Origin of the sequence: Azospirillum sp. BE72, from assembly GCF_031455875.1 — a bacterium.
In the GTDB taxonomy this organism is placed as follows: Bacteria; Pseudomonadota; Alphaproteobacteria; order Azospirillales; family Azospirillaceae; genus Azospirillum.
In genome coordinates, this window is sequence record NZ_JAVDTO010000002.1 from 296,790 (window position 1) to 319,330 (window position 22,541).

The 22,541-nt window shown below is 68.3% G+C and carries 20 protein-coding genes; 8 read left to right on the forward strand and 12 right to left on the reverse strand.

The window, feature by feature from the left end; genetic code table 11:
- Positions 1 to 30: 30 nt before the first annotated feature.
- The 4 genes from J2Y49_RS07545 to yajC all read right to left on the reverse strand — a co-directional run bounded on the left by J2Y49_RS07545 (position 31) and on the right by yajC (position 3,564).
- The gene (locus J2Y49_RS07545) at positions 31 to 408 is read right to left on the reverse strand and encodes an Mth938-like domain-containing protein (protein ID WP_310113745.1); all 378 of its coding nucleotides are present in this window, start codon (positions 406 to 408) and stop codon (positions 31 to 33) included.
- Positions 409 to 439: 31 nt separating this feature from the next.
- Complete coding sequence (secF, locus tag J2Y49_RS07550; protein WP_310113746.1) at positions 440 to 1,396, reverse strand: protein translocase subunit SecF; 957 nt, start codon at positions 1,394 to 1,396, stop codon at positions 440 to 442.
- Positions 1,397 to 1,407: 11 nt separating this feature from the next.
- A complete protein-coding gene (gene secD, locus J2Y49_RS07555) occupies positions 1,408 to 3,006 on the reverse strand; it encodes a protein translocase subunit SecD (protein WP_310113747.1) in 1,599 nt (532 codons plus the stop codon).
- Positions 3,007 to 3,132: 126 nt separating this feature from the next.
- Positions 3,133 to 3,564, reverse strand: coding sequence for a preprotein translocase subunit YajC (yajC, locus tag J2Y49_RS07560; protein WP_310113749.1), 432 nt, complete (start codon positions 3,562 to 3,564; stop codon positions 3,133 to 3,135).
- 225 nt (positions 3,565 to 3,789) lie between these two features.
- Between yajC and J2Y49_RS07565 the strand changes: the two genes are divergently transcribed.
- Complete coding sequence (locus tag J2Y49_RS07565; protein ID WP_310113750.1) at positions 3,790 to 4,686, forward strand: ATP-binding protein; 897 nt, start codon at positions 3,790 to 3,792, stop codon at positions 4,684 to 4,686.
- Here the strand turns inward: J2Y49_RS07565 and J2Y49_RS07570 are convergent.
- From J2Y49_RS07570 to serS, 4 genes are read right to left on the reverse strand one after another with little or no spacing between them, the layout of a single operon-like run.
- A complete protein-coding gene (locus tag J2Y49_RS07570) occupies positions 4,643 to 5,881 on the reverse strand; it encodes a LysM peptidoglycan-binding domain-containing M23 family metallopeptidase (protein WP_310113752.1) in 1,239 nt (412 codons plus the stop codon). The genes J2Y49_RS07565 and J2Y49_RS07570 overlap by 44 nt on opposite strands.
- Positions 5,882 to 5,889: 8 nt before the next feature.
- Positions 5,890 to 6,543, reverse strand: coding sequence for a protein-L-isoaspartate(D-aspartate) O-methyltransferase (locus tag J2Y49_RS07575; protein WP_310113753.1), 654 nt, complete (start codon positions 6,541 to 6,543; stop codon positions 5,890 to 5,892).
- Positions 6,540 to 7,322 (reverse strand): 5'/3'-nucleotidase SurE, encoded by a 783-nt coding sequence (gene surE, locus J2Y49_RS07580; protein ID WP_310113754.1) that lies wholly within the window; start codon positions 7,320 to 7,322, stop codon positions 6,540 to 6,542. The genes J2Y49_RS07575 and surE overlap by 4 nt, the downstream gene beginning before the upstream one ends.
- On the reverse strand, positions 7,322 to 8,593 hold the full coding sequence (gene serS, locus J2Y49_RS07585) for a serine--tRNA ligase (protein WP_310113755.1): 1,272 nt from the start codon (positions 8,591 to 8,593) through the stop codon (positions 7,322 to 7,324). The genes surE and serS overlap by 1 nt, the downstream gene beginning before the upstream one ends.
- Positions 8,594 to 8,810: 217 nt before the next feature.
- Between serS and J2Y49_RS07590 the strand changes: the two genes are divergently transcribed.
- The 6 genes from J2Y49_RS07590 (at position 8,811) to J2Y49_RS07615 (ending at position 17,373) form a co-directional block, all read left to right on the forward strand.
- Positions 8,811 to 10,031, forward strand: coding sequence for an MFS transporter (locus J2Y49_RS07590; protein ID WP_310113756.1), 1,221 nt, complete (start codon positions 8,811 to 8,813; stop codon positions 10,029 to 10,031).
- A 95-nt stretch (positions 10,032 to 10,126) separates the two neighbouring features.
- Positions 10,127 to 10,690 carry a cupin domain-containing protein gene (locus J2Y49_RS07595; RefSeq protein WP_310113757.1) on the forward strand — a complete coding sequence of 188 codons (564 nt, stop codon included), beginning with the start codon at positions 10,127 to 10,129 and terminating at the stop codon, positions 10,688 to 10,690.
- 437 nt (positions 10,691 to 11,127) lie between these two features.
- Positions 11,128 to 12,411 (forward strand): type III PLP-dependent enzyme, encoded by a 1,284-nt coding sequence (locus tag J2Y49_RS07600; protein WP_310113759.1) that lies wholly within the window; start codon positions 11,128 to 11,130, stop codon positions 12,409 to 12,411.
- Positions 12,412 to 12,554: 143 nt separating this feature from the next.
- A complete protein-coding gene (locus tag J2Y49_RS07605) occupies positions 12,555 to 13,976 on the forward strand; it encodes a saccharopine dehydrogenase C-terminal domain-containing protein (protein ID WP_310113760.1) in 1,422 nt (473 codons plus the stop codon).
- 155 nt (positions 13,977 to 14,131) lie between these two features.
- On the forward strand, positions 14,132 to 16,522 hold the full coding sequence (locus tag J2Y49_RS07610; RefSeq protein ID WP_310113762.1) for an LPS assembly protein LptD: 2,391 nt from the start codon (positions 14,132 to 14,134) through the stop codon (positions 16,520 to 16,522).
- 125 nt (positions 16,523 to 16,647) lie between these two features.
- Positions 16,648 to 17,373 (forward strand): hypothetical protein, encoded by a 726-nt coding sequence (locus J2Y49_RS07615; protein ID WP_149223566.1) that lies wholly within the window; start codon positions 16,648 to 16,650, stop codon positions 17,371 to 17,373.
- Here J2Y49_RS07615 and J2Y49_RS07620 read toward each other — a convergent pair.
- The 4 genes from J2Y49_RS07620 to J2Y49_RS07635 are packed head-to-tail and all read right to left on the reverse strand — an operon-like array spanning position 17,364 to position 21,692.
- Positions 17,364 to 19,385, reverse strand: a complete 2,022-nt coding sequence (locus J2Y49_RS07620) for a tetratricopeptide repeat protein (protein ID WP_310113766.1) — start codon at positions 19,383 to 19,385, stop codon at positions 17,364 to 17,366. The genes J2Y49_RS07615 and J2Y49_RS07620 overlap by 10 nt on opposite strands.
- A complete protein-coding gene (locus J2Y49_RS07625; RefSeq protein ID WP_310113767.1) occupies positions 19,382 to 19,750 on the reverse strand; it encodes a YdbL family protein in 369 nt (122 codons plus the stop codon). Before J2Y49_RS07625 ends, J2Y49_RS07620 begins: the two co-directional genes overlap by 4 nt.
- Entirely contained in the window at positions 19,750 to 20,013 is a 264-nt protein-coding gene (locus J2Y49_RS07630; RefSeq protein WP_310113768.1) for a YnbE family lipoprotein, read from the reverse strand. The genes J2Y49_RS07625 and J2Y49_RS07630 overlap by 1 nt, the downstream gene beginning before the upstream one ends.
- Positions 20,014 to 20,021: 8 nt before the next feature.
- On the reverse strand, positions 20,022 to 21,692 hold the full coding sequence (locus tag J2Y49_RS07635) for a YdbH domain-containing protein (protein ID WP_310113770.1): 1,671 nt from the start codon (positions 21,690 to 21,692) through the stop codon (positions 20,022 to 20,024).
- 187 nt (positions 21,693 to 21,879) lie between these two features.
- On the opposite strand from J2Y49_RS07635, the gene J2Y49_RS07640 reads away from it, so the two are divergent.
- Positions 21,880 to 22,449: a peptidylprolyl isomerase gene (locus J2Y49_RS07640; RefSeq protein WP_063634395.1), complete on the forward strand. Its 570-nt coding sequence runs from the start codon at positions 21,880 to 21,882 to the stop codon at positions 22,447 to 22,449.
- The last annotated feature ends 92 nt before the right edge of the window (positions 22,450 to 22,541 follow it).

The following is a 22,541-nucleotide window of genomic DNA, read 5'->3' on the forward strand; positions in this document are numbered from 1 at the left end:
TTTGTCGTTTCCGGAGCAGGATCCACAGCCTCAGACCGGCAGCATCGCCGCCGCCACCCGCCGCCCTTCGGCCAGCAGGACGTTGTAGGTCCGGCACACCGCCCGACTGTCCATCGGCTCCACCACCACGCCCTGCTCGCGCAGGCTCTGGCGAAGCGCCTTCGGGATCATCTTCATCGTCGGACCGGTGCCGAGCAGCAGGATCTCCACCTTCGGCTCGGCCTCGAGCACCACGGCGAAGTCTTCCAGGGTCAGGGAGGCGGCATCGATCGCCTCCCAGGCCTGGGTGCGGTCGGGCAGCACGACGACCGCGCCGACGCGCCATTGGCCGGACACGCAGAACTGTCCCGGACCATAGCCGTCGATGACCTGACGGTCCGACGGGATCATCGGCATGATGTCGGCCATGCTGCCCTCTCCCTACTGTTGTCGCCCGGCTTTACGGGGTGGTCGCCGGGGTGTTGCCCGCGGCGGCATCGGTCGGGGTGCCACGCCGCAGGCGGTTCTCGCCAAGGAACAGCAAGATGGGCGCCGCGATGAACACGGACGAGCTGGTCGCAAGGATGACGCCGAAGATCAGCACGATGCCGAAGTCCTGCAGGGCCTCGCCGCCGAACAGCGCCAACGGGATGATCGACAGCAGCGTACAGACCGAGGTGCCGACGGTGCGGTTCAGCGTCTCGTTGATCGACAGGTCGATCAGGTCGCGCAGCGGCATCTTCTTGTAGATGCGCAGATTCTCGCGCATGCGGTCATAGACCACGACCTTGTCGTTCACCGAATAGCCCATGACCGTCAGGATCGCCGCCACCGCCGTCAGATTGAACTGCATGTCGGTGATGGCGTAGAAGCCGATGATCTTGGTGATGTCCAGCAGCAGCGTCACCACCGCGCCGAAGCCGAACTGCCATTCGAAGCGGAACCAGATGTAGACCAGCATCGCCACCATGGCGAGGCCGAGCGCCAGCATGCCGTTGGCGAACAACTCGCCGCTGACCGACGCGCCGACGGCCTCGACGCGACGCACCTGGGTGCCGGGGACGGCTTCGGCCAGCGTGCCGCGCACCTTGTCGGCGGCGACCTGCTGGGCGGCGTCGTCGCCGGGCTGGCGTTCCAGGCGGATCAGCACATCCTGGGGCGACCCGAACTCCTGCAGCGCCACCTGCCCCATGCCGAGGCCGGACAGCGTGTGGCGGAGAGAGGCGAAGTCGGCGGCCTGCGGCGTCCGCGCTTCGATGACGATGCCGCCGCGGAAGTCGATGCCGTAGTTCAGGCCAGGGTGGAAGAACAGGATAACCGACGCGATGGACAGGATCGCCGACACGACGAGGCCGGCGATGCGGCCGTTCATGAAGGGGATCTTGGTGTTGTCGGGGACGAGGCGGAGATGGAACATCGGAAGACCTCTCAGACCGGCAACACGGCCGGACGCGTCCGGCGCAGCCACGTCACCATCATCAGGCGCACCAGCACCGTGGCGGTGAACATGGAGATGAGGATGCCGAAGGTGATGGTGACGGCGAAGCCCTTGATGGCGCCGGTGCCGAAGATGAACAGCAGCGCCATCTTGATGGCCGTCGTCAGGTTGGAGTCGACGATCGTGCTGTAGGCGCGGCTGAAGCCGGCCTCCATCGACGCGAAGACGCCGCGGCCCTTCTTCGTCTCCTCGCGTATGCGCTCGTTGATCAGGATGTTGGCGTCGACCGCCAGGCCCAGCGACAGCAGGATGCCGGCGATGCCCGGCAGCGTCAGCGTGGCCTGCAGCAGCGACAGCGCCGCCAGCGTCAGCACGATGTTCACGAACAGCGCGAAGCAGGCGAAGGCGCCGAACAGCCCGTAGCTGGCGATCATATAGACGCAGACCATGGCGAAGCCGACGGCGACGGAGGTCAGGCCGGCCCGGATCGAATCGGCACCCAGGTCGGGACCGACGGTCCGCTCCTCGATCACCTTCAGCGGAGCCGGCAGGGCGCCGGCCCGCAGCAGGACGGCGAGGTCGTTGGCGTTGGCGGCGTTGAAGTTGCCGCTGATCTGGCCGCGTCCGCCTGTGATCGGCTCGCGGATGACCGGCGCGCTGATCACCTTGTTGTCGAGCACGATGGCGAAGGGCCGGCCGACATTCTGCTTGGTCACTTCGGCGAAGCGGTTGGCGCCCGCCGTGTTGAACTCGAAGTTCACCACCCATTCGCCGGTCTGCGGGTTGGTGCCGGCGGATGCGTTCTGCAGCGTGGCGCCGTCGACCTCGACCTTCTTGCGGATGACGTATTTCGACTGGTAGCGGTCGCCTTCGGTGGACGGCAGGATCTCCGATCCCGGAGGGGCGCGGCCGGTGTTGGGGTCGGCGTTCATGTCGACCAGCCGGAAGGTCATCTTGGCCGTGGTGCCGAGCAGGCGCTTGATCCGGTCGGGATCCTCCACGCCGGGCAGCTGGACCAGAATGCGGTCGTTGCCCTGACGGGCAATCGTCGGCTCGTTCACGCCGGTCTCGTCGATGCGGCGGCGGACGATTTCGATCGACTGCTCGATGGCCTGGGTGGCGCGGTCGCGCAGCGCGACCTCGCTCAGCGCCACGGTCACCGTTGCACCGTCGACCGAGACGGTCAGGTCCGGTTGTCCGCCACCCAGCGCCGTGGCGCCCACCGGGCTGGCCAGCTGGCGGAGCGCCTTCACCGCGTCCTCGGCCTGTGCCGGATCGCGCAGCTGAACGGTCACGGCGCGGTCGCCGGCATTCAGCGCGGTGTAGCCGACATTGGCGGTGCGCAGCTGCTGCCGGGCGCCGTCGACCAGCCCTTCCACCCGGTCGCGGATGACGGTGGCCATGTCGACCTCGAGCAACAGATGCGATCCGCCGCGCAGGTCGAGGCCCAGCGACACCTTGCTGTTCGCGTACCAGGACGGCAGCGCCGCCAGCGTGTCGCGGCCCAGGAAGTTGGGCAGCATCATGATGAAGCCGGCGATGCAGGTCGCCAGGATCAGGTAAATCTTCCAGCGCGAAAAATAGAGCATGCGTCACTCGAATCCGATCAGACACCCGCGCCGGTGGGACCGGCCCGCCGCGGATAAGCGGCGGCCGGCCTGTCCGGACGGGAAGCGCCTTCGGGCTGGCCCGCGTGAGAGGAACCCGGCTGCGGCTTACTTGCGGCCGAACAGCTTGCCGATGCCGCCGGCGGCGGGGGCGTCGGCCGGCTTGGCCTCGCCTTCCGGGGTGGCGGTCGGGGTGGCGTCGCCGCCGGACTTGCCGGCCGGCTCGGTCTTGGCGAGCACCAGATTCACGGTGGAGCGCAGGCAGCGCACGCGCACGTTCTCGGCGATTTCGACGGTCAGTTCGTCGTCGGAGCCGACCTTGGTGACGATGCCGATGATGCCGCCGCCGGTCACGACGCGGTCGCCGCGGCGGATGGCCGACAGCATGGCCTTATGCTCTTTCATCTTCTTCTGCTGCGGACGGATCAGCAGGAAGTAGAAGACGACGAAGATCAGGATCAGCGGCAGAAACTGGACGAGCATGTCACCGCCGCCGCCAGCCGGCGCCGCCGTCTGTGCATAAGCCGTCGAAACGAACATCTGGAAGCTCCTTACAGGTTTGGTCTCGGCACCGGATCGGCGTTCCGCCGGGACGCCGCGACTATAAACGCCCATGACCGGGATGCAATGGTGATGCGCCACAATCCGCAGCCACCCCACGGCTTGTGCGCTTGCCCTGCTGTGTTACGGTGCGAAGGCGTCGGAAAGATGGCTGCGCAGGCGCCCACTTTCCATGGAACATCCAGAAAAAATATCCGGAGAATTATGTCGCAATCCATCACTGGCTCCGGTGCTGGCCCCTCCGGTGCCGATCAGGCCCTAATTCCGCTGCTGACCCGCATTGCAGAGGCGCTGGAACGGCTGGCCCCTCCGCCGGACCGCCCGCTGGACTTCGCCGCGGCCGACGCCTTCGTCTGGCACCCCGATCCCGACCGGCTGGAGCCGGTTCCGGTGGTCAACCGCGTCGACATCATGCTTCTCCAGGGCATCGAACGGCAGCGGGAGATCCTGCTGGACAACACGCGGCGTTTCACCGCCGGCCTGCCTGCCAACAACGCCCTTCTGTGGGGGGCGCGCGGCACCGGCAAGAGCTCTCTGGTCAAGGCGGCCCACGCCGCCATCTGCAGCGAGCGGCCGGGCGAATTGGCATTGGTCGAAATCCACCGCGAGGACATTCCCACCCTGCCCAGCCTGCTGGCCCGTCTGAAGGGCGAGCCGCGCCGCTTCATCCTGTTCTGCGACGATCTGTCCTTCGACCATGACGACGCGCATTACAAGTCGTTAAAGGCGGTGCTGGACGGCGGAATCGAAGGGCGGCCGGACAATGTGGTGTTCTACGCCACCTCCAACCGCCGCCACCTGATGCCGCGCGACATGATCGAGAACGAACGGTCGACCGCCATCAACCCGGCGGAGGCGGTGGAGGAGAAGGTGTCGCTGTCCGACAGGTTCGGGCTGTGGCTGGGCTTCCACAACTGCGACCAGGACACCTATTTCGCCATGATCGAGGGCTATGCCGGCCATTTCGGCCTGGACATCCCGGCCGACCGGCTGCGCGCAGAAGCCGTGGAATGGTCGGTCACGCGCGGAAGCAGGTCGGGCCGGGTGGCCTGGCAGTTCATCCAGGACCTGGCCGGTCGCCTCGGGCAGCCCCTTCGCTGACCTTGCGATCCATCTGATCGCTCGGGTCGACGGCCTGGCTGCCCTTGCGCAGCTCGAAATGGAGCTGGGGCGAGGAAACGCCGCCGGTCTGGCCGACCCGGGCGATCATCTGCCCCCGCTTCACCGTGGCGCCGCGCTCCACCTCGATCTTGTCGAGATGGGCGTAGGCGGTGATCCAGCCGTCCGAATGCTTCAGCAGCAGCAGGTTGCCGAAGCCGCGCAGTTCGTTGCCGGCATAGGCGACCACGCCGTTGTCGGCGGCGACCACCGCGGTGCCCTTGGGTGCCGCGATGTTCAGGCCGTCGTTGTGCAACCCGTCGGGCTTCGGTCCGAACCCCGAAATCAGCTTGCCCTTCACCGGCCACAGGAAACGGCCCCCGCCGCGCGGCGGGGGCGCGGCCTCCGCCTTCGGCTCCGGCTTGGGCGGCGGTGCGGCTGCGACCTCCTGCTGCGGGGCGGGCGCGGGAATCGGGGTCGGTGCCGGTTTGGCTCCGGGCGGGCGCAGCATGGTCGGCGCCTGCCCCGGCTGATAGGCGCTGTCGCCCGCCGGAGCCTGCGCCGTCTGGGCGGGCGCGGGTTCGGCAGCACTGCCCGGCTTTGGCGGCGGCGGCAGCGGCGCGGCGGATATGCCGCCGGAAGAGGAAGCCGCACCCGGCGGCGGCAGTTCCGACGTTTGGACGGAGCCGCGCCCGGCCGGCGTTCCAGATGGCGCCCCTTGGGGCGTCAGCGGCACGGCGCCGCCGGAAGCGACCCCCGAGGCCACCATGGTGCCGCTGCCCTCGTTCGCCCCCGGCAGGCGCAGGGGCTGTCCGGCCTGCACCGCATAGGGCGGCGACAGGTTGTTCAGCCGCGTCAGCTCGCTGACATCCACATTGTGCATCCGCGAGATGCTGTAGAGGCTGTCGCCCTTCTGCACGATGTACTGGCGCGAGGTCGGCAGGACCAGTCGCTGCCCGACCTCCAGCCGATAGGGCGGCGCCAGCTTGTTCGCCTCAATCAGATCGCGCAGCGGCACATTGTAGCGGCGGGACAGGCTGTAGGCGCTGTCGCCCTTCTGCACTGTGATCGCCCCGCCTGCCGAATCCGGAGCCTCGGTGACATGGGTGAAGGGGGCCAGCCCGCCCACCCTTTCGCAGGCACCGAGTGCCAGGACGGCGGCGGACAGGACCAGGGCCGGCAGAAGGCGTGCGGACATGACGGGTCTCATGCGGAACGGACCGGTTGTGGCGGGTCGGACAGCAGCGGAACGAAACGGACGGGCCACAGGTCCTCCCGGATAAGGCCAGCTTCGGAACGCCGGAAACGCACCACCCTTTGGTCGCGGTGATCGGTCCCCAGCGGAATGACCATGACACCACCAACGGCGAGTTGATCCGTCAAGTCTTTTGGCGGCTCGGGCCCACCGGCGGCTGTGACCAGTATGCGGGCGAAGGGCGCCACCTCCGGCCAGCCGCGCGTCCCGTCGCCGAGCCGCGTGGTGATGTTGCCGATGTCCAGCGCCTTGAACCGTGCTTCCGCCTCGCGCAGCAGCGGCTTCAGCCGCTCGATGGTGAAGACCCGGCGGCACAGCCGCGACAGCACCGCCGCCTGATAGCCGGAGCCGGTGCCGACCTCCAGAACGAGGTGCCGCGGGTGCAGGTCCAGCGCCTGGGTCATCAGCCCGACCACCAGCGGCTGGCTGATGGTCTGGCCGAGGTCGATCGGCAGCGCCACATCCTCCCACGCCCGGTCCTGGAAGGCCTCTGGCACGAACAACTCGCGCGGGATCCGCTCGATGGCCGCCAACACGCGGGTGTCGGTGACGCCGGCCCCGCGAAGGGCCATCAGCAAGCGGATCTTGCGCGGGTTGTAGGTCACACGAAAGCCTGCCTCAACGTCTGCAGCGTCGGGGTGTGGGTCAGGTCGAGGTAGATCGGCGTCACCGAGATGCCGCCGTTGAACACGACATGGATGTCGGTGTCGTCCGACACGTCGGCCTCGCCGCGCAGCGTGCCGATCCAGATATAGGGCTTGCCGCGCGGGTCCACGCGCTCGAACAGCTCGTCGCCGATCTTGCGCTTGCCGTGGCGAACCACCTGGATGCCCGCCACCTCCTCGGCCGGGCGGGCCGGGAAGTTGACGTTCAACAGCACGTTCTTCGGCCAGGCGACCGTCACCGCCTTGCGCACCACCTCCGCCCCATGGGTGGCGGCGGCGGACCAGTCGATCGGCTGGCCCGGCTCGTAATGCTGGCTCATGGCGATGGCGGGGACGTTCAGCAGCGTCGCCTCCATCGCCGCGGCGATGGTGCCGGAATAGGTCACGTCCTCGCCGATGTTGGAGCCCTGGTTGACGCCGGACAGCACCAGCGTCGGACGGGAGTCCCGCATCACATGGTTGACGGCCAGCAGAACGCAGTCGGTCGGCGTGCCGTCCACGGTATAGCGGCGCTCGTCCAGCTTGCGCAGGCGCAGCGGCCGGTTGATGGTCAGCGAATGGCTGGCCGCCGACTGCTCCATCTCCGGCGCAACCACCCAGACGTCGTCGGACAGCTCGCGCGCGATGGCTTCCAGGACCTTCAATCCCTGCGCATGGATGCCGTCGTCGTTGGTGACGAGGATGCGCGTCTGGGACAGGTCGAGCGGCAGGTTGAACATCAGATCGAAATCCTCTCCACTCCGCGCATGTAGGGGCGGAGCGCTTCCGGGATCAGAATGGAACCGTCGGGCTGCTGGTAGTTCTCCAGCACCGCGATCAGGCAGCGCCCGACCGCCACACCCGATCCGTTGAGGGTGTGCACGAATTGAGTTTGCTTCTCGCCCTTGGCCCTGCAACGGGCTTTCATCCGCCGCGCCTGGAAATCTCCGCAATTGGACACGCTGGAGATCTCGCGGTAGGCGTTCTGGCCCGGCAGCCACACCTCGACGTCATAGGTCTTGCGCGAGGAGAAGCCCATGTCGCCGGTGCACAGCACGATGGTGCGGTAGGGCAGGCCCAGCCGCTCCAGGATCGTCTCGGCGCAGCGGGTCATGCGCTGGTGCTCGTCCTCCGACTGTTCCGGCGCGGTGATGGCGACCATCTCCACCTTCCAGAACTGGTGCTGGCGGATCATGCCGCGGGTGTCACGCCCGGCCGATCCGGCTTCCGCGCGGAAACAGGGAGTCAGCGCGGTGTAGCGCAGCGGCAGTTCCTCCGCCGCCACGATCTGGTCGTTGACCAGATTGGTCAGCGGCACCTCGCTGGTCGGAATCAGGTAATGGTCGCTGGAGGTGGTCTTGAACAGATCCTCCTCGAACTTCGGCAACTGGCCGGTGCCGAACAGGGCGTTGTCGCGCACCATCAGCGGCGGCGCGATCTCGGTGAAGCCATGCTCGGACGTGTGGATGTCCAGCATGAAGTCGGCGAGAGCGCGCTCCAGCCGGGCCAGACCGCCCTTCAGCACGGTGAAGCGGGCGCCGGACATGCGGGCCGCCGCCTCGAAATCCATCAGGCCCAGCGCCTCGCCCAGCTCGTAATGCTGCTTGGGGTTGGCGATGTCGGCCGGGGTGCCCCAGCGGCGGACTTCGACGTTGGCGGTCTCGTCCGGCCCGTCCGGCACGTCGTCGGCGGGGATGTTGGGCAGGCCCGCCAGCAGCGCGTCCAACTCGGCGCCGAGCGCGCGTTCCTCCTCCTCCACCTGGGGCAGGCGGTCTTTCAGGGCCGCCATCTCGTCCAGGATCGGCTGGGCGTCGCGGCCTTCGCGCTTGGCGAGGCCGACTTCCTTCGCCGCCTCGTTCCGGCGGGCCTGCATCTCCTGCATCTGGGTCTGCGCGGCGCGGCGGTGGCCGTCGAGGTCGAGCACGGAGGACGACATCGGCGCCAGTCCCCGGCGGCCAAGGCCGCGGTCGAAGGCTTCGGGATTCTCACGGATGGCGCGAAGGTCGTGCATGGCTCGAACAATCAACGAATTGTGTGGGGCACTGGTTATACGGCGCGCCCCGGCGAAGGTCCAGTACAAGGCCGTGGCGGCACCACTCCTGATAGGGACCTGCACGAACGGCATGGCCGCTGCGCCGCGGCGGCTGTTGGAACGGAGGGCCGCCACAGGGCAATGTCGCTGGTGCGCTGCAGCAGCCGGCGCGAAGACCTTGGATGGAGCCCAGCGCGTGCGCGACGAGATCGAGACCGGTGCCCAGGCCGATGCGGAAACCGCCTATCTGCAGGCCGGCACCCCCGCCTATCGCCGCGCCAGCCGCATCCTGTTCGTCGCCGGATTCTCCACCTTCGCCACGCTCTATTGCGTCCAGCCGCTGCTGCCCGACTTCGTGCGCGAGTTCGGGGTGACGCCGGCCGAATCCAGCCTGTCGCTGTCGCTGACCACCGGCGTGTTGGCGGGCGCGCTTCTGGTGGCGGGCGCCATTTCCGACGGGATCGGCCGCAAGCCGGTGATGGTGGCGGCCCTGCTCGCCGCCGGCCTGCTGGGCATCGTCGGCGCGCTGATGCCGGACTGGCATGGCTTCCTGGCGGTGCGGGCGCTGGAAGGGCTTGCGCTGAGCGGCCTGCCCGCCGTCGCCATGGCCTATGTCTCCGAAGAGGTCGATCCGAAATCGGCAGGCGTCGCCATGGGTCTCTACATCGGCGGGACCGCCATCGGCGGCATGTCCGGCCGCGTGCTGACGGCTGTCGTCACCGATCTCGGCACCTGGAGGCTGGCGGTCGGGGTGGTGGGCGCGCTGGCGGTTGCCGCCGCGGTCACCGTCTGGTTCGCCCTGCCGCCCTCGCGCCATTTCGTCCGCCGCGCCGCCGGGATGAAGGCGCTGGTGCGCGCCTGGCGCGGGCTGCTGACCGATCCGGCCCTGCTCGGGCTGTTCTCGCTGGGCTTCCTGCTGATGGGCGGCTTCGTCACCGTCTTCAACTACATCGGCTTCCGCCTTAGCGAGCCGCCGTTCGAACTGCGGCCGGCGGTCGTCGGCGCGGTGTTCCTGGTCTACAGCTTCGGCGTCGTCAGCTCGCCGCTGTTCGGCGGCTGGTCGGGCCGCTTCGGGTCGAACCGCACCCTGGCGACGGCGGTGGCGCTGATGGTGGCCGGTCTCGTCCTTATGGAGTTCGACAGCCTGTTCGCCATCGCCCCCGGAATCGCGCTGTTCACCTTCGCCTTCTTCGGCGCCCATTCCATCGTGTCCGCGTGGATCGGCCGCCGGGCCATGGTGGCGCGCGGGCAGGCCTCGTCCATCTACCTGTTCTGCTATTATCTGGGCTCCACCCTGGCCGGGACACTGGGCGGTCTGTTCTGGCATGATTACGGATGGACCGGGGTGGCGGCTTTCGTCGGGTTGCTGCTGGTGATTGCGGTCGCCGTGACCGTGGGGCTCCAGCGCAGCCGCTGATCGCGCGGCGAACCGTCGCGCTTGCGATTCCGCTTATTGCGTCGCGAGCGGCATCACTTCAGGCTGTGTACATTGGTTCGGCGGGAGAGAGCGCATTGAGTCACCTGACCGTGTATCTGGAGAACGACGCCCTCCGGCCGGAACTGAGCACGGCCGATCCCGCTTTGATGGCCGGGCATCTGGCCCATGTCGGCATCCTGTTCGAACGCTGGACCGCCGGCACCCCCCTGCCCGCTTCCGCCGACGCCGAAGCGGTGCTGGCGGCCTACGCCACCCCGGTCGAGGCGCTGAAGGAAGCCCGCCGCTTCCGGTCCGTCGACGTGGTGCGGGTCACCCCGGCAACGGAGGGCGTCATCGCCCTGCGCGCCAAATTCCTGGACGAGCACACCCACGACGAGGACGAGGCGCGCTTCTTCGTCGAGGGCTCGGGCGCCTTCTACATCCATCTCGACCGCCGGGTCTTCCGCGTGGTGTGCGAGGCGGGCGACCTGCTGAGCATTCCCGCCGGCACGCCGCACTGGTTCGACATGGGGGCGCGGCCCCGCTTCACCGCCATCCGCTTCTTCACGCGTCCGGACGGCTGGATCGCCAGCCCAACCGGCGACACCATCGCCGCGCGCTTCTCGCCATTCGATCCCGTGGCTGTCGAAGCGGCGTGACTTCGCCTTATTCGCGCCCCAAAAATTTCACTTGAATCACGGACGGAATAGCGTAAATCAATCGGCACGACGCACCCGCACGTGCCTATGGCCCTCTGTGGTTATGCTACGACGTACCGCGTCCTTTTTGGCAGAACCGGCCATTCCAGTGGGCCGGTCCCGAGAGGGAGGTCAGTATGTACGCTGCCCACGGTGGGGCTGTGAGACGGTAGCCCTTTAGCCGGTAAACGACGCGCTGTTGCCTGGAGCTTCACAGCCCGGGGCCGCTGCTCGCACCGGCTTTTTCCGTCTCCCCCCTTCCAATTTCCGATCAATCGCCGATTCCGCTGCACCACCCGCGCCACAGCCTTGTGCTGGCCGGCTCAAGGTGCGGCCGGGGATCGCCGTCTGCTCACCGGACCGGTTTGCACGCCGCCGTCCGGGGATAGGAGTGCGCCATGGGCTTCCTGCGTTCCCGTTCCGCCGTCACCCCGCTGCGCCGCGTCGGCCTGAACGACAGCAGCGTCGTTTCGCTGTCCAGCGGCCGCCGCTCCACCGTGGCGCAGGCCGTCGCCCTGCACCGCCCGGAAGAGCCGATGCACTGCATCCGCCCCGGCGTGCTGGCCGACACCGCCGGCAGCTTCCTGGCCGCTTTCGCCGAGGCGACGGACGCCGCAGCCCGCGGCGGCGACGTGCTCTATGCCGTGAAGTGCAACCCGGAACCCGCGGTGCTGCGCGCCCTCTGGGCCGGCGGCGTGCGCCATTTCGACGTTGCTTCCCCCGGCGAGATCCGGCTGATCCGCCAGATGTTCCCCGACGCCGTCCTGCATTACATGCACCCGGTCAAGGGCCGTCAGGCGATCCGCAACGCCTATCGCCAGTATGGCGTCCGCGACTTCGTGCTCGACAGCCGCGAGGAGCTGGAGAAGATCCTGGAGGAGACGGACAACGCCGCCGACCTCGGCCTCGTCGTCCGTCTGGCTCTGCCGAAGGGCAATGCGGTCTACGACCTGTCCGGCAAGTTCGGCGCCGCCATGACCGATGCGGTGGAACTGCTGCGCGCCGCCCGCGCCGCCGCGCCCAAGGTCGGGCTGTCTTTCCATGTCGGCTCGCAGATGCTCGACCCGTCGGCCTACGAGCGCGCCATCGCGCTCGCCGGTTACGTCATCGCCGAGAGCGGCGTCACCATCGACGTGCTGGACGTCGGCGGCGGATTCCCGGTGTCCTATCCGGGCGTCACCCCGCCGCCGCTCGGCGACTTCATGGCCGCCATCGCCCGCGGCGTCGCATCCATCGACCTGCCGGCGCATTGCCGCCTGTGGTGCGAGCCGGGCCGCGCCCTGGTCGCCCCCGGCGTCTCGCTGGTGGTGCAGGTGGTGAAGCGGCGCGGCGGCGAGCTGTTCATCAACGACGGCGTCTATGGCGCCCTGTCGGACGCCGGCGTGCCGGGTTTCCGCTTCCCGGCGCGGCTGATCCGCCCGTTCGAGGCGATGACCGACGCGGCCGACGAGCCCTTCAGCTTCTACGGCCCGACCTGCGACAGCGCCGACAAGATGAACGGCCCCTTCCATCTGCCGGCCGACGTCAAGGCCGGCGACTGGATCGAGCTGGGTCAGCTGGGCGCCTACGGCTCCTGCCTGCGCACAGCCTTCAACGGTTTCGACCAGGCGCGCGTCGTGGAAGTGTCGGACGCGCCGCTGCTTGCCACTCCCGGCTATCAATTGCGCTCCTGCGCAGCCTGATTGCGCCGCCGGAATCTGTGGATAAAGCGTAAAGACACCCGTAACATTCACCGGTCCGGCGCGTTCCGTTCCCACTTCTCCGAAGTGGGCGGAAGCGCCGGCCCATGTCGTTGGCCTAAACTACCTCGGGGAGACAAAAAATCATGGCCCTGGACACGAAGCTCTGCACGTTCACAGGCCGCATGGTCATCGTTGGATTCGGTTCGATCGGCCAGGGTGTCTTGCCGCTGCTTCTGCGTCACATCGACGGACTTACCGCCGACCGAATCACCATCGTCACCGCCGAGGAGCGCGGGCGCGAGGAGGCGGAGCTTTACGGCGTCGCCTTCCACAACAACCCGCTCGACAACGACAATTTCTTCCAGGTCCTGAAGCCGCTGATCGACAAGGGCGATTTCCTGGTCAACCTGTCGGTCGACGTCTCGTCGGTCGCGCTGATCGAATTCTGCCAGCGGGTCGGCGCCTTCTACACCGACACCTGCACCGAACCGTGGGCGGGCGGCTATACCGATTCCAGCCTGTCGCCGTCGCTGCGCTCCAACTACGCGCTGCGCGAAACGGCACTGGCGCTGCGCAGCCGCTTCGAAGGCGGCCCGACCGCGCTGATCACCCACGGGGCGAATCCGGGTCTGGTGTCGCATTTCGTCAAGCAGGCGCTGCTGAACATCGCCGCCGACACCGGTGTCGAGACCCACGTCCCCGCCGACCGTGACGGCTGGGGCCGGCTGGCGCAGAAGCTGGGAATCAAGACCATCCATGTGGCGGAGCGCGACACCCAGGTGTCGAACCAGCCCAAGCAGATTGGCGAGTTCGTCAACACCTGGTCGATCGACGGCTTCGTGAGCGAGGGCTGCCAGCCGGCCGAACTCGGCTGGGGCACGCATGAGAAGGCGCTGCCGCCCGACGGGCGCCGGCACGAGTTCGGCTGCGATTCCGCCATCTACCTGATGCGGCCGGGTGCCGCCACCCGCGTGCGCACCTGGACCCCGCTGGAGGGACCGTTCCACGGATTCCTCATCACCCACAGCGAGGCGATCTCGATCTCCGACTATTTCACGGTGCGCGAAGACGGAAAGGTCGTTTACCGGCCGACCTGCCACTATGCCTATCATCCCTGCGACGACGCGGTGATGTCGCTGCACGAACTGGTCGGCAAGAACTACAACATGCAGGCCGAGCAGCGGCTGATGATGCACGAGATCACCGGCGGCATGGACGAGTTGGGCGTGCTTCTGATGGGTCACCCCAAGGGCGCCTACTGGTACGGCTCGCGGCTCGACATCGACAGGGCGCGGTCGCTGGCCCCCTACAACAACGCCACGTCGATGCAGGTGACCTCCACCGTTCTGGGCGGCATCGTCTGGACGCTGGAGAACCCGAATCGGGGCTTGGTGGAACCGGACGAGGTCGACTTCCGCCGGGTGCTGGACATCGCCTCCCCCTATCTGGGTGAAGTGGTCGGCGCCTATGGCGACTGGACGCCCCTGCAGGACCGCAACACCCTGTTCCCGGAGGACATCGACGAGGACGATCCCTGGCAGTTCAAGAACTTCCGGGTCGTTTGAGACAGTTCGGATGAAGTTCCGCGGCTCCTGCCGCCGCTCCGGCGGCGGGGGCTGCGGCGTTGCTGCCACAGGGCGGACGGCGTCACGGTGACATTGCCCGCGGCAGGGTCTTGAAACCGTTGACTTGGGCTTTCGCTTCCCCCAATCGTTCCGCCATGCCCAAGCACGTTTCCCGGCGCGCCCGCGCCAAAGCTCCGACCGCCGCCAATCCCCTCCTGCGCTCCGGCATCGTCGGGCTGATGGTGGCGTGCGGGGTCGCCGCCGTGGATCTGGCCTTCACCGACATGGCGCAGGCCCAGTCGCCGGCCACCCCGGTTCCCGGAACCAAGCCGGCCGCCGCCCAGGCTCCCGCCGGGCAGGGAAGCGGCAATGGAACGGCCGGCGAAACGGCGAACGGGACGGCGCAGAAGCAGGACCCGGTGCTGCTCACCGCCGACCAGGTGACCTTCGACGAGGTGAACAGCCTCGTCACCGCCAGCGGCAATGTCGAACTGGCGCAGGGCAAGCGCAGCGTCCGCGCCGACAAGATCACCTACAACCAGAAGACCAAGGTCGTCACCGCCACCGGCAAGATCCGGCTGGTGGAGCCGTCGGGCGACATCGTCTTCGCCGACTACGCCGAGCTGACCGACGACCTGAAGGACGTGTTCATCGAGAACATCCGCGTCCTGATGACCGACAACGGTCGGATGGCCGGCACGGAGGGCGAGCGGCGCGAGGGTCGGCTGACGCGCGTCAACCGCGGCGTCTACAGCCCCTGCGACCTCTGCAAGGAGGACCCGACCCGGCCGCCGCTGTGGCAGATCCGCGCCGTGCGCATCGTGCACGACAACGAGGAGCACGAGGTCCGCTATCGCGACGCGACGATGGAGATCTTCGGGATCCCCGTCGCCTACACGCCCTACCTGTCGCACCCCGATCCGTCGGTCGACCGCAAGAGCGGCTTCCTGACCCCGTCCGCCGGCAACAGCTCCAACCTGGGCGCCATCCTCAAGACCCATTACTACTGGGACATCGGACCGGACCAGGACGCCACCTTCGACCTGCACTACTATTCGCAGCAGGGGCCGCTGCTGGGCGGCCAGTATCGCAAGCGCTTCGAGAACGGCCGGCTGGAGCTGGAAGGCGCCATCACCCGCGGCGACGGCGGCAACAGCACCACGGCGCCCAAGGAGACGCGCAACCGCGGTTACGTCGCCGCGCGCGGCCTGTTCGACATCGACGAGACCTGGCGCGCCGGCTTCGACATCAAGCGCGCGAGCGACCCGACCTTCCTGCGGCGCTATTACGATTTCCGCGAGGACTATCTGACCAGCAAGGCCTTCGTGGAGGGCTTCCGCGGCCGGAACTATGCGGCGATCACCGGCTACAGCTTCCAGGACATGCGCTACGGGAACCCGATTCCCGAACCGGTCGCCCTGCCCTACGCGCAGTACAATGCGCTGGGCGAGCCGGGAAGCCTGTTCGGCGGCCGCTGGTCGCTGGACACCAGCCTGCTGGGCGTCTCGCGCTTCCAGAATGCCGGACCCGATACCCAGCGCGTCGTCGTGCAGCCGGGATGGGAGCGCAACATCGTTTCCAATGCCGGTTTCGTCACCACCCTGTCGGGCAGCGTGCTGGTCGCCGGCTATACGGCGCAGCAGTTCAACAACAACGACCCGACGGTCCGCGGCGACGACAACATCAGCCGTTTCCGCTTCTTCCCGCAGGGGCAGGCGACCGTCCGCTATCCCTTCGTCCGCTATGGCGAAAGCTCCTCCCAGCTGATCGAGCCGATCGGCCAGCTGACCTTCGCGCCGAAGCTGCCGAACGGCCGGTTGTTCCCGAACGAGGACAGCCTGGACATCGAGTTCGACGAGGTGAACCTGCTGCAGCCCAACCGCTTCACCGGTATCGACCGGCTGGACGACGGCATGCGCTTCACCTACGGCCTTCGCACCGCGATCTACGGCAACACCCAGGGGTCGGCCAGCCTGTTCCTGGGCCAGAGCCGCCGCCTGACCGAAACCGGCGCAGGCTTCACCGGCGGCTCGGGCCTGGAGGATAGCGTGTCCGACTATGTCGGCCGTTTGGACCTGCAGCCAGCCGAGTGGCTGGATTTGAATTACGGCTTCCGCATCGACCATGAGTCGCTCCGGCCGCGCCGCCACTCGCTGAATGCCTCGGCCGGCGTGCCTCTCCTGCGGCTGTCCACCTCCTATACCTATGTCGACCAGACCACGTCGCGCACCGCGGTCACCCGCGACCGGGTTGAGCAGGCATCCTTCGGCGTATCGTCCCAGTTCACCGACCATTGGAACATCGGCGTCAGCCACACCCAGGCGATGGAACCGCAACCCGGTCCGCGATCCAGCCTGGCGGTCCTGTCCTATGCGGATGAATGCCTGGTTTTCCAGACCATCGCACGCCGCGACTACACGGTCAGCACCACCGGCGAGCAGGACGGCAACACCATCTTCTTCCGTCTGGTCTTCAAGAATGTCGGCGAGTTCAAGAGCCCCGGCCTGAACGCCGGCTTCCTCGGCGGCAGCTCGGCCAACCAGTAGACAGAGCGCGCTCATAGCCGGGAGCGACAAGGCATCCCGGCAAAATTGACGGCCAAGGGGTTGCATCCCTTGGCCGTTGCCGTTAGCCATATCGCCCGACGAGACAGCCCGCCGCGACCGACATCATGACCCTGGGACGTTACGACTACGAACGACGGTACCGCCGGCGCATGCGGGCCGGCGTGATCAAGTTCCTGCTGCTTGCCGCACTGGTTCTCGGCGTCGGCCTCTTCTCCTACCAGATGGGGATCGAGCAGCTAAAGGGCCGCGACGTGACCCTGCGGGAGGAGATCGCCACCCTGTCGCGCCAGAAGGCGGAACTGGAACTGCTGGCCACACAGATGCAGCATGCCGCCCGCACGGCGGAGGCGCGTTCCGCCGAGCTGGAAGGCCGCCTGCAGCGGGAGGTGCCGACCGGCGACCTCGCCAAGCTGACACAGCTGGTGTCGGAACGGCTGAAGAGCGGGCTGGACGCCAACCGCCTGTCCTTCGTCATCTCCCAGGCACAGGTTCAGCGCAACTGCCAGCCGGCCGAAACCAAGCGCTTCACGTTGAGCACCCCGCTGCTGAAGGGGGGCGCGCGCGGCGTGACCTTCGGCAACGGCACCGTGACCGTCACGGGCGAAGGCCAGTCCGCCCACAACACGCAGGGCAATGCCGAAAGCTGGTTCGATCCGGGCCAGCCGGTGACCATCCGCATCACCGGCATCGGCGGCAAGACCGCGACGGTTGCCGGCGTGCTGCCGCTGCACCAGTCGCTGGTGGTCGACAACAGCGAGTACCGCTTCACCTTCGCCGCCTCCCAGCGCTCCTTCGTGGAGGTCACGGCAGACCGCTGTGCCTATCCCTGAGGCGGAATTGTGAGCCCGCGCGGCGGTCCGCCCGCCGCGTGGACATCCCACATAGCGAGGTAGGCAGCCTCGATGGAGCGGGCGAAGCGGCCGGTGTCGAACAGCGGGGCGGTCGCACGCGATTCCTCCAGCCGACGTTTCAGCGCAGCCAGTTCCGTCGGCATTTCGGCCAGACGCTGCGCCGTCGCCTCATAGGCATCCCAATCCGGCACGGCCAGTTCCGGCAGCCCGACGGCGCGCAGAAGGCTGGCGGCGACGCGCCCGGCGAAGGAGCGGCCCGGCACCGTCAACACCGGCAACCCGGCCCACAGGGCATCGCTCGCGGTGGTGTGGGCGCCGACCGGGCTCGAATCGAGGAAAAGGTCGGCCTGCCGGTGCCGCGCCAGATGGGCGGGACCGGGCAGCCGGGGGGCGAAGACCAGCCGCTCCGGCGCGATCCCCCGATCAGCCGCGGCGCGGCGCAGGTTGACCGCCACCTCCGCCGGCCCATCCAGCAGCCACAGGACCGATCCCGGCACCCGTTGCAGAATGCGGCACCAGCGGCCGAACAGATCCGGCCCGATCTTATAGGGCGCGTTGAAGGCGCAGAAGACGACACCGTCAGCCGGCAGGCCGCAGTCGGCACGGCCGGGCACCGGCCCGATCGCGCGCTTGCGGTCGTTCGGCTGGTAGCTGTCGGGCAGATGGACGATGCGCTCGCTGTAGAAGCGCTGATGATCGGCCGGCGCCACCACCGGATCGGCGATGACATAGTCGATGGCCGGACTTCCCGTCGTTCCCGGATAGCCCAGCCATTGTGCCTGCACCGGCGCCGGCCGGCGGGCGGCGATGCCGGGCCGTGCGCCCTGGGTATGCCCCTTCAGGTCCACCAGAATGTCGATTTCCGCCCGATGGATCGCCTGCGCCGCCGCCTCGTCCGTCATGGCGGACAGGTCGAGGAAGCAGTCGAACCCCGTGGTCAGCCGCCGGCGCAACGGCCCGCCATCGTCGGGACCGTAGGAGCAGCCGACGATCTCGAACCGTCCGCGGTCGTGCCGCTCGACCAGTTCGGCGATCAGCACCGCGGTGGCGTGCTCGTGGAAGTCGGCGGAAAGGTAACCGATGCGCAGCTTTGCGCCGCGGGCGGTACGGGTCGGGAAAGCCGGTGCGATGCCGCGGGTCTTCCAGGCGGCGTAGCGCTCTGCACAGGCCCGTTCCAACTCCGGCCCCGCCCCTTCGCCGAGGAAGATCCAGGGATGGACCTGCTGGGTCCGCCCCTCCCGCACCAGCCCGACAAGCTTGGCGGACAGCGCCTCCAGCTCATCCCAGCGGCAGAGGTGCCGGCGCTGCTGCACCAGTTGCGCCAGCACCCCGCCGGGATCGGGCAGGCCGATGCGCAGGGCGCGCTCGAATCCCATTACGCTGGCGGCATCATCTTTCGCTCCGCCTCGCTGCCCGCGCTCCTTCAAGGTCAGGGCGAGGTTCGCCTGCCCCTCCGCCAGATCGGGCCGCAGGCAAAGGCAGGCGCGGAACCCGGCGACGGCGCGGTCAAGGTCGCTGCGGTCGCGGTGCAGAGCCGCCAGGGCAAGCCGCGCCGGCACCAGCATGGGGTCGAGCGCCATCGCGCCACGCAAGGCCGCCTCGGCCTCGTCCAGCCGGCCGAGCTCGCGCAGCAGGACACCCTGGTTGCAGGACGCCGGGGCAAAGCGCGGCATCAGCCGCGCTGCCTCGCCATAGGCTGACGCTGCCTCCGCCGGGCGGCCCAGCGCCTGCAGGGTCACGCCCCAATTGAAATGATTGCCGCCAAAGTCCGGCAGCCACGCCAGCGCCTTGCGGTGATGAGACTCCGCCTCCGCCAGCCGGCCCTGGCGCCGCAGCGCCTCGCCGAAATTGGAGCGGGCGACCGCCTCCTCCGGCGTGCCAGCCTGCCTTGCCATATCGAGCGCCGCGAACAGAGCAGCCAGCAGCGCACCGTCGCCCGGCTTGGTAGCCAGACGGCGGCGCAGGTCGGCGACGGTGGCCGCGTCGGTCACTTCCGTTGCCACTGGCCGGCGGCGGTCATCACGAATTGGCCGGCGGGGGTCCGCTCGATCAATTGCTGGCCGGCGACCGCCTGAACCTTGTCGAGCGCCGTGCCGTTGCCCTTGGCGATCTCGCGGTAGCGGGCGAGCCGCTGGGCGTTCACCTGCTCGGCCAACGCCTGGGCCGTGGCGGGAGCGCCGGGAACGGCGCCGACCAGCCCGTCCGGACGCTCGCCGATTTGACCCGCGGCCTTGGCGGCGGCCAGCGCATCCTGCGCAAAAGCCAGTGACGGCAAGGCGGAGGCCAGCAGCCCCGCTGCCACCGCGGACAGCGCCAGCCGGTTGAAGCGGCGGCGGGTGATGGAATGGGTCGTCATCACTTTTTCCCCTTGGCAGGAGAGGGCACGGAGTCCGTGGGCAGGCCGAACAGGGCGGGGTCGTTGCGGATGGCGTCGTCGACGTCGCGTTCCAGTTTGACCCGCACTTCCTGCTCGATGCGGACGTTCAGGTTGATCTCAATGGGCTTGTCGGGCGCTTCGATCTTGACCGTGGGCGCGCAGGCCGCCGCCGCGAGGGGCAACAGCAGGGCGGCCGTCAGGCGCGCGGCCATAGGATGGGCGGATGGGAATTTGGTTACCATGGTGGCGATCAGGGGTCCTTCTGGTCGAAGCCGGTCATGCGGTCCCGCAGCGTGTCGGGGATCCGATAGACGTCGAGGTTCTGGCGCAGAATCCGGTCGAGCGCGCCGGACAGCTTAAGGTTAAGCGCAACCGGATAGCCATCGTAGAATGACGGGTTGGCGCCGCGCAGCGACAAGCCGGCGCTGAGTTCGCCGCCGGCCTGCCCGTCAATGGTGATCCGCAGGCTGTCGTATCGGAAGTCGGTCAGCGCACCCATCAGCATGGCGGTGGGGCTTCCCTCCTCCCCCTTCAGCGCGGCGGGCGGATTGGCGGGATCATAGCGCAGGGTGCCGGGCGCGGCGGATTCCAGCACGCCGCCGTTCAGCGTCACCGTGTCTTCTGCAAAGACCACCGGCAAGGTGCCGGCCAGCTTGCCGCTCGCCTCCAGCCCGTCGACGGCGATCAGCTCCAGCAACTTGGCCGCATCGATCCCCTCGGCATGCAGGGTGACGGTTCCCTTCGGCGCGGCGGGCGCCAGCTTGAACGGATCGGCGCGCAGCGTACCGCCGGCCCAGCGCCATTCCGCGTGGCCCACGTCCAGCCGCCCGTCGCGCCCATAGCCGAACAGCAGGGTGCCGTCGGTCAGCGGAACGCCGACGTCGAGCAGGCCGATGGACAGCTTCTGCCCGGCCGGGATCACCGGCGGCGACAGGCTCGACAGGGTGACCGATCCGGCCACACCGGCGACGGTCACCGGCCCGGCGACGCCGGCCAGCCCCTTTACCGTCGCCTGCCCGGCCGTGGTCATGCCCTTGGCGTCCCAGGCGATTGTCGCCTTGCCCGACAGGGTGCCGGAGGCCTTCTGAAGAAATGTCGCCGCCAGCGGCGAAATGGCGGCCAGTCCCGGCCCGTCCGGAGCCAGCGCGATCGGCTTCGCTACCACCTCCACCCGGCCGGCGCCGGCAGTCTGATCGTGGCTGCCGTTCAGCGTGACCTGCAGGAGGCCCGGCGCATCCCTCGCGGTGCCGGCGATGGACCAGGGCTGCTCCCCCTCCTGAACGGCACGGAGGGTGACGGCGAGCGGCACGACCGGTGCCGGTTTGGCGGTGTTGGTCAGCTTGGCGACGATGGCGTCCGCCTGCCGCCCCTTCCCATCCTGCCCCAGCCGCAGCACCAACTGGTCGGCACGCAGGCCGATGGCCGGTGCGTCGAGCCGCGGGGCCTTCACCTCCGCAGCGATGGACATCGCCGATGGCGACCAGCGCAGCAGCGGTCCATCCGGCGCGGCGCAGACCGCCGCTTCCTGCGGGAGGACCAGCGCCTGGCCACTGACCGTCAGCTTCTCCACAACGGCCGGCAGGCAGCCATCGGGGCTGACGATCAGCGTCCCGCCGTCCATCCCCACCCGCAGCGCACCGGACAGCGTGACGCGGCCGGCCAGCGGCACTTCCAGCGTCTTTGCCGCGGCCTCCAACGGACCGCTGGCTGCGGTGAACTCCAGCCGCAGCCCGTCCCAGCCGTCGGCGATCCGCAATCCGGTGACGGTGACCTCAGCCCCGGCGAAGCCGGAGTCGCGCAGCAGTTCGGTCGCCACCCCGCCGATCAGGGCGGGACCGGCCAGAATGGCACCGCCAAGGCCGACGACGCCCAGCGTCACCGCAACCGCCGCCGTTCCCGCCATCGCCCGTCCCAGCCTCACCCGCCGTCCCCTTCCCGCTTCTGCGATCCGAATGGCTTGCCATGTCCTTGGCACGATGAACACCCGGACAAGCGTCCGTCATCCGTGACTTTTGGCGGATCGCCACCCCCCGCCAGCGCGGCTTTGCATTCCCCCGCTTTTCCCCTATGGTCCGGGGCGCGGATTTCGGCTCATCGGAGTGTTTCGCATGAAGCGGTGGACCCGCGCGTTGCTGGCGGCCTTGTTCGCCACAATCTTCACTGTCTCGTTCTTTACAGTCTCGCAAGGGGAGGCGAAGGCCTTGGATCCGGAAAACACCATTTACCTCGACCTCAAGGACGGTCGCGTGGTGATCGAACTGCGGCCCGACCTGGCGCCGAACCACGTCGCCCGCATCAAGGAACTGACCCGCCAGGGCTTCTACGACGGCGTCGTCTTCCACCGCGTCATCGACGGCTTCATGGCCCAGACCGGCGACCCGACCGGCACCGGCATGGGCGGCTCCGGCAAGAAGCTGAAGGCCGAGTTCTCCAGCGCCCCGCACATCCGCGGCACCCTGTCGATGGCCCGCGCCCAGGATCCGGACAGCGCCGACAGCCAGTTCTTCATCTGCTTCGCGCCCTCCAACTTCCTGGACCGCCAGTACACGGTCTGGGGCCGGGTGGTCGAGGGCATGGAGTTCGTGGACATGATCAAGAAGGGCAGCCAGTCCCGCAACGGTCAGGTCACCGACCCGGACAAGATCATCAAGATGCAGGTCGCTGCCGACGCCAAATAACGGCATCGCTCCAGCGGACCAGAAACGGGGGACCGGTGCGCCGGTCCCCTTTTTCATGCCCAATTCACGCCACTGCCAGTCACGCCACTGCC

What these genes read in the sequence shown, in the direction of transcription:
- secF (WP_310113746.1), bottom strand. Translation starts at nt 1,396, where the DNA reads ATGTTCCATCTCCGCCTCGTCCCCGACAACACCAAGATCCCCTTCATG.
- serS (WP_310113755.1), bottom strand. Translation starts at nt 8,593, where the DNA reads ATGCACGACCTTCGCGCCATCCGTGAGAATCCCGAAGCCTTCGACCGC.
- J2Y49_RS07545 (WP_310113745.1), bottom strand. Translation starts at nt 408, where the DNA reads ATGGCCGACATCATGCCGATGATCCCGTCGGACCGTCAGGTCATCGAC.
- J2Y49_RS07565 (WP_310113750.1), top strand. Translation starts at nt 3,790, where the DNA reads ATGTCGCAATCCATCACTGGCTCCGGTGCTGGCCCCTCCGGTGCCGAT.
- J2Y49_RS07625 (WP_310113767.1), bottom strand. Translation starts at nt 19,750, where the DNA reads ATGACGACCCATTCCATCACCCGCCGCCGCTTCAACCGGCTGGCGCTG.
- surE (WP_310113754.1), bottom strand. Translation starts at nt 7,322, where the DNA reads ATGTTCAACCTGCCGCTCGACCTGTCCCAGACGCGCATCCTCGTCACC.
- J2Y49_RS07640 (WP_063634395.1), top strand. Translation starts at nt 21,880, where the DNA reads ATGAAGCGGTGGACCCGCGCGTTGCTGGCGGCCTTGTTCGCCACAATC.
- secD (WP_310113747.1), bottom strand. Translation starts at nt 3,006, where the DNA reads ATGCTCTATTTTTCGCGCTGGAAGATTTACCTGATCCTGGCGACCTGC.
- J2Y49_RS07600 (WP_310113759.1), top strand. Translation starts at nt 11,128, where the DNA reads ATGGGCTTCCTGCGTTCCCGTTCCGCCGTCACCCCGCTGCGCCGCGTC.
- J2Y49_RS07610 (WP_310113762.1), top strand. Translation starts at nt 14,132, where the DNA reads ATGCCCAAGCACGTTTCCCGGCGCGCCCGCGCCAAAGCTCCGACCGCC.
- J2Y49_RS07630 (WP_310113768.1), bottom strand. Translation starts at nt 20,013, where the DNA reads ATGGTAACCAAATTCCCATCCGCCCATCCTATGGCCGCGCGCCTGACG.
- J2Y49_RS07570 (WP_310113752.1), bottom strand. Translation starts at nt 5,881, where the DNA reads ATGTCCGCACGCCTTCTGCCGGCCCTGGTCCTGTCCGCCGCCGTCCTG.
- J2Y49_RS07615 (WP_149223566.1), top strand. Translation starts at nt 16,648, where the DNA reads ATGACCCTGGGACGTTACGACTACGAACGACGGTACCGCCGGCGCATG.
- yajC (WP_310113749.1), bottom strand. Translation starts at nt 3,564, where the DNA reads ATGTTCGTTTCGACGGCTTATGCACAGACGGCGGCGCCGGCTGGCGGC.
- J2Y49_RS07605 (WP_310113760.1), top strand. Translation starts at nt 12,555, where the DNA reads ATGGCCCTGGACACGAAGCTCTGCACGTTCACAGGCCGCATGGTCATC.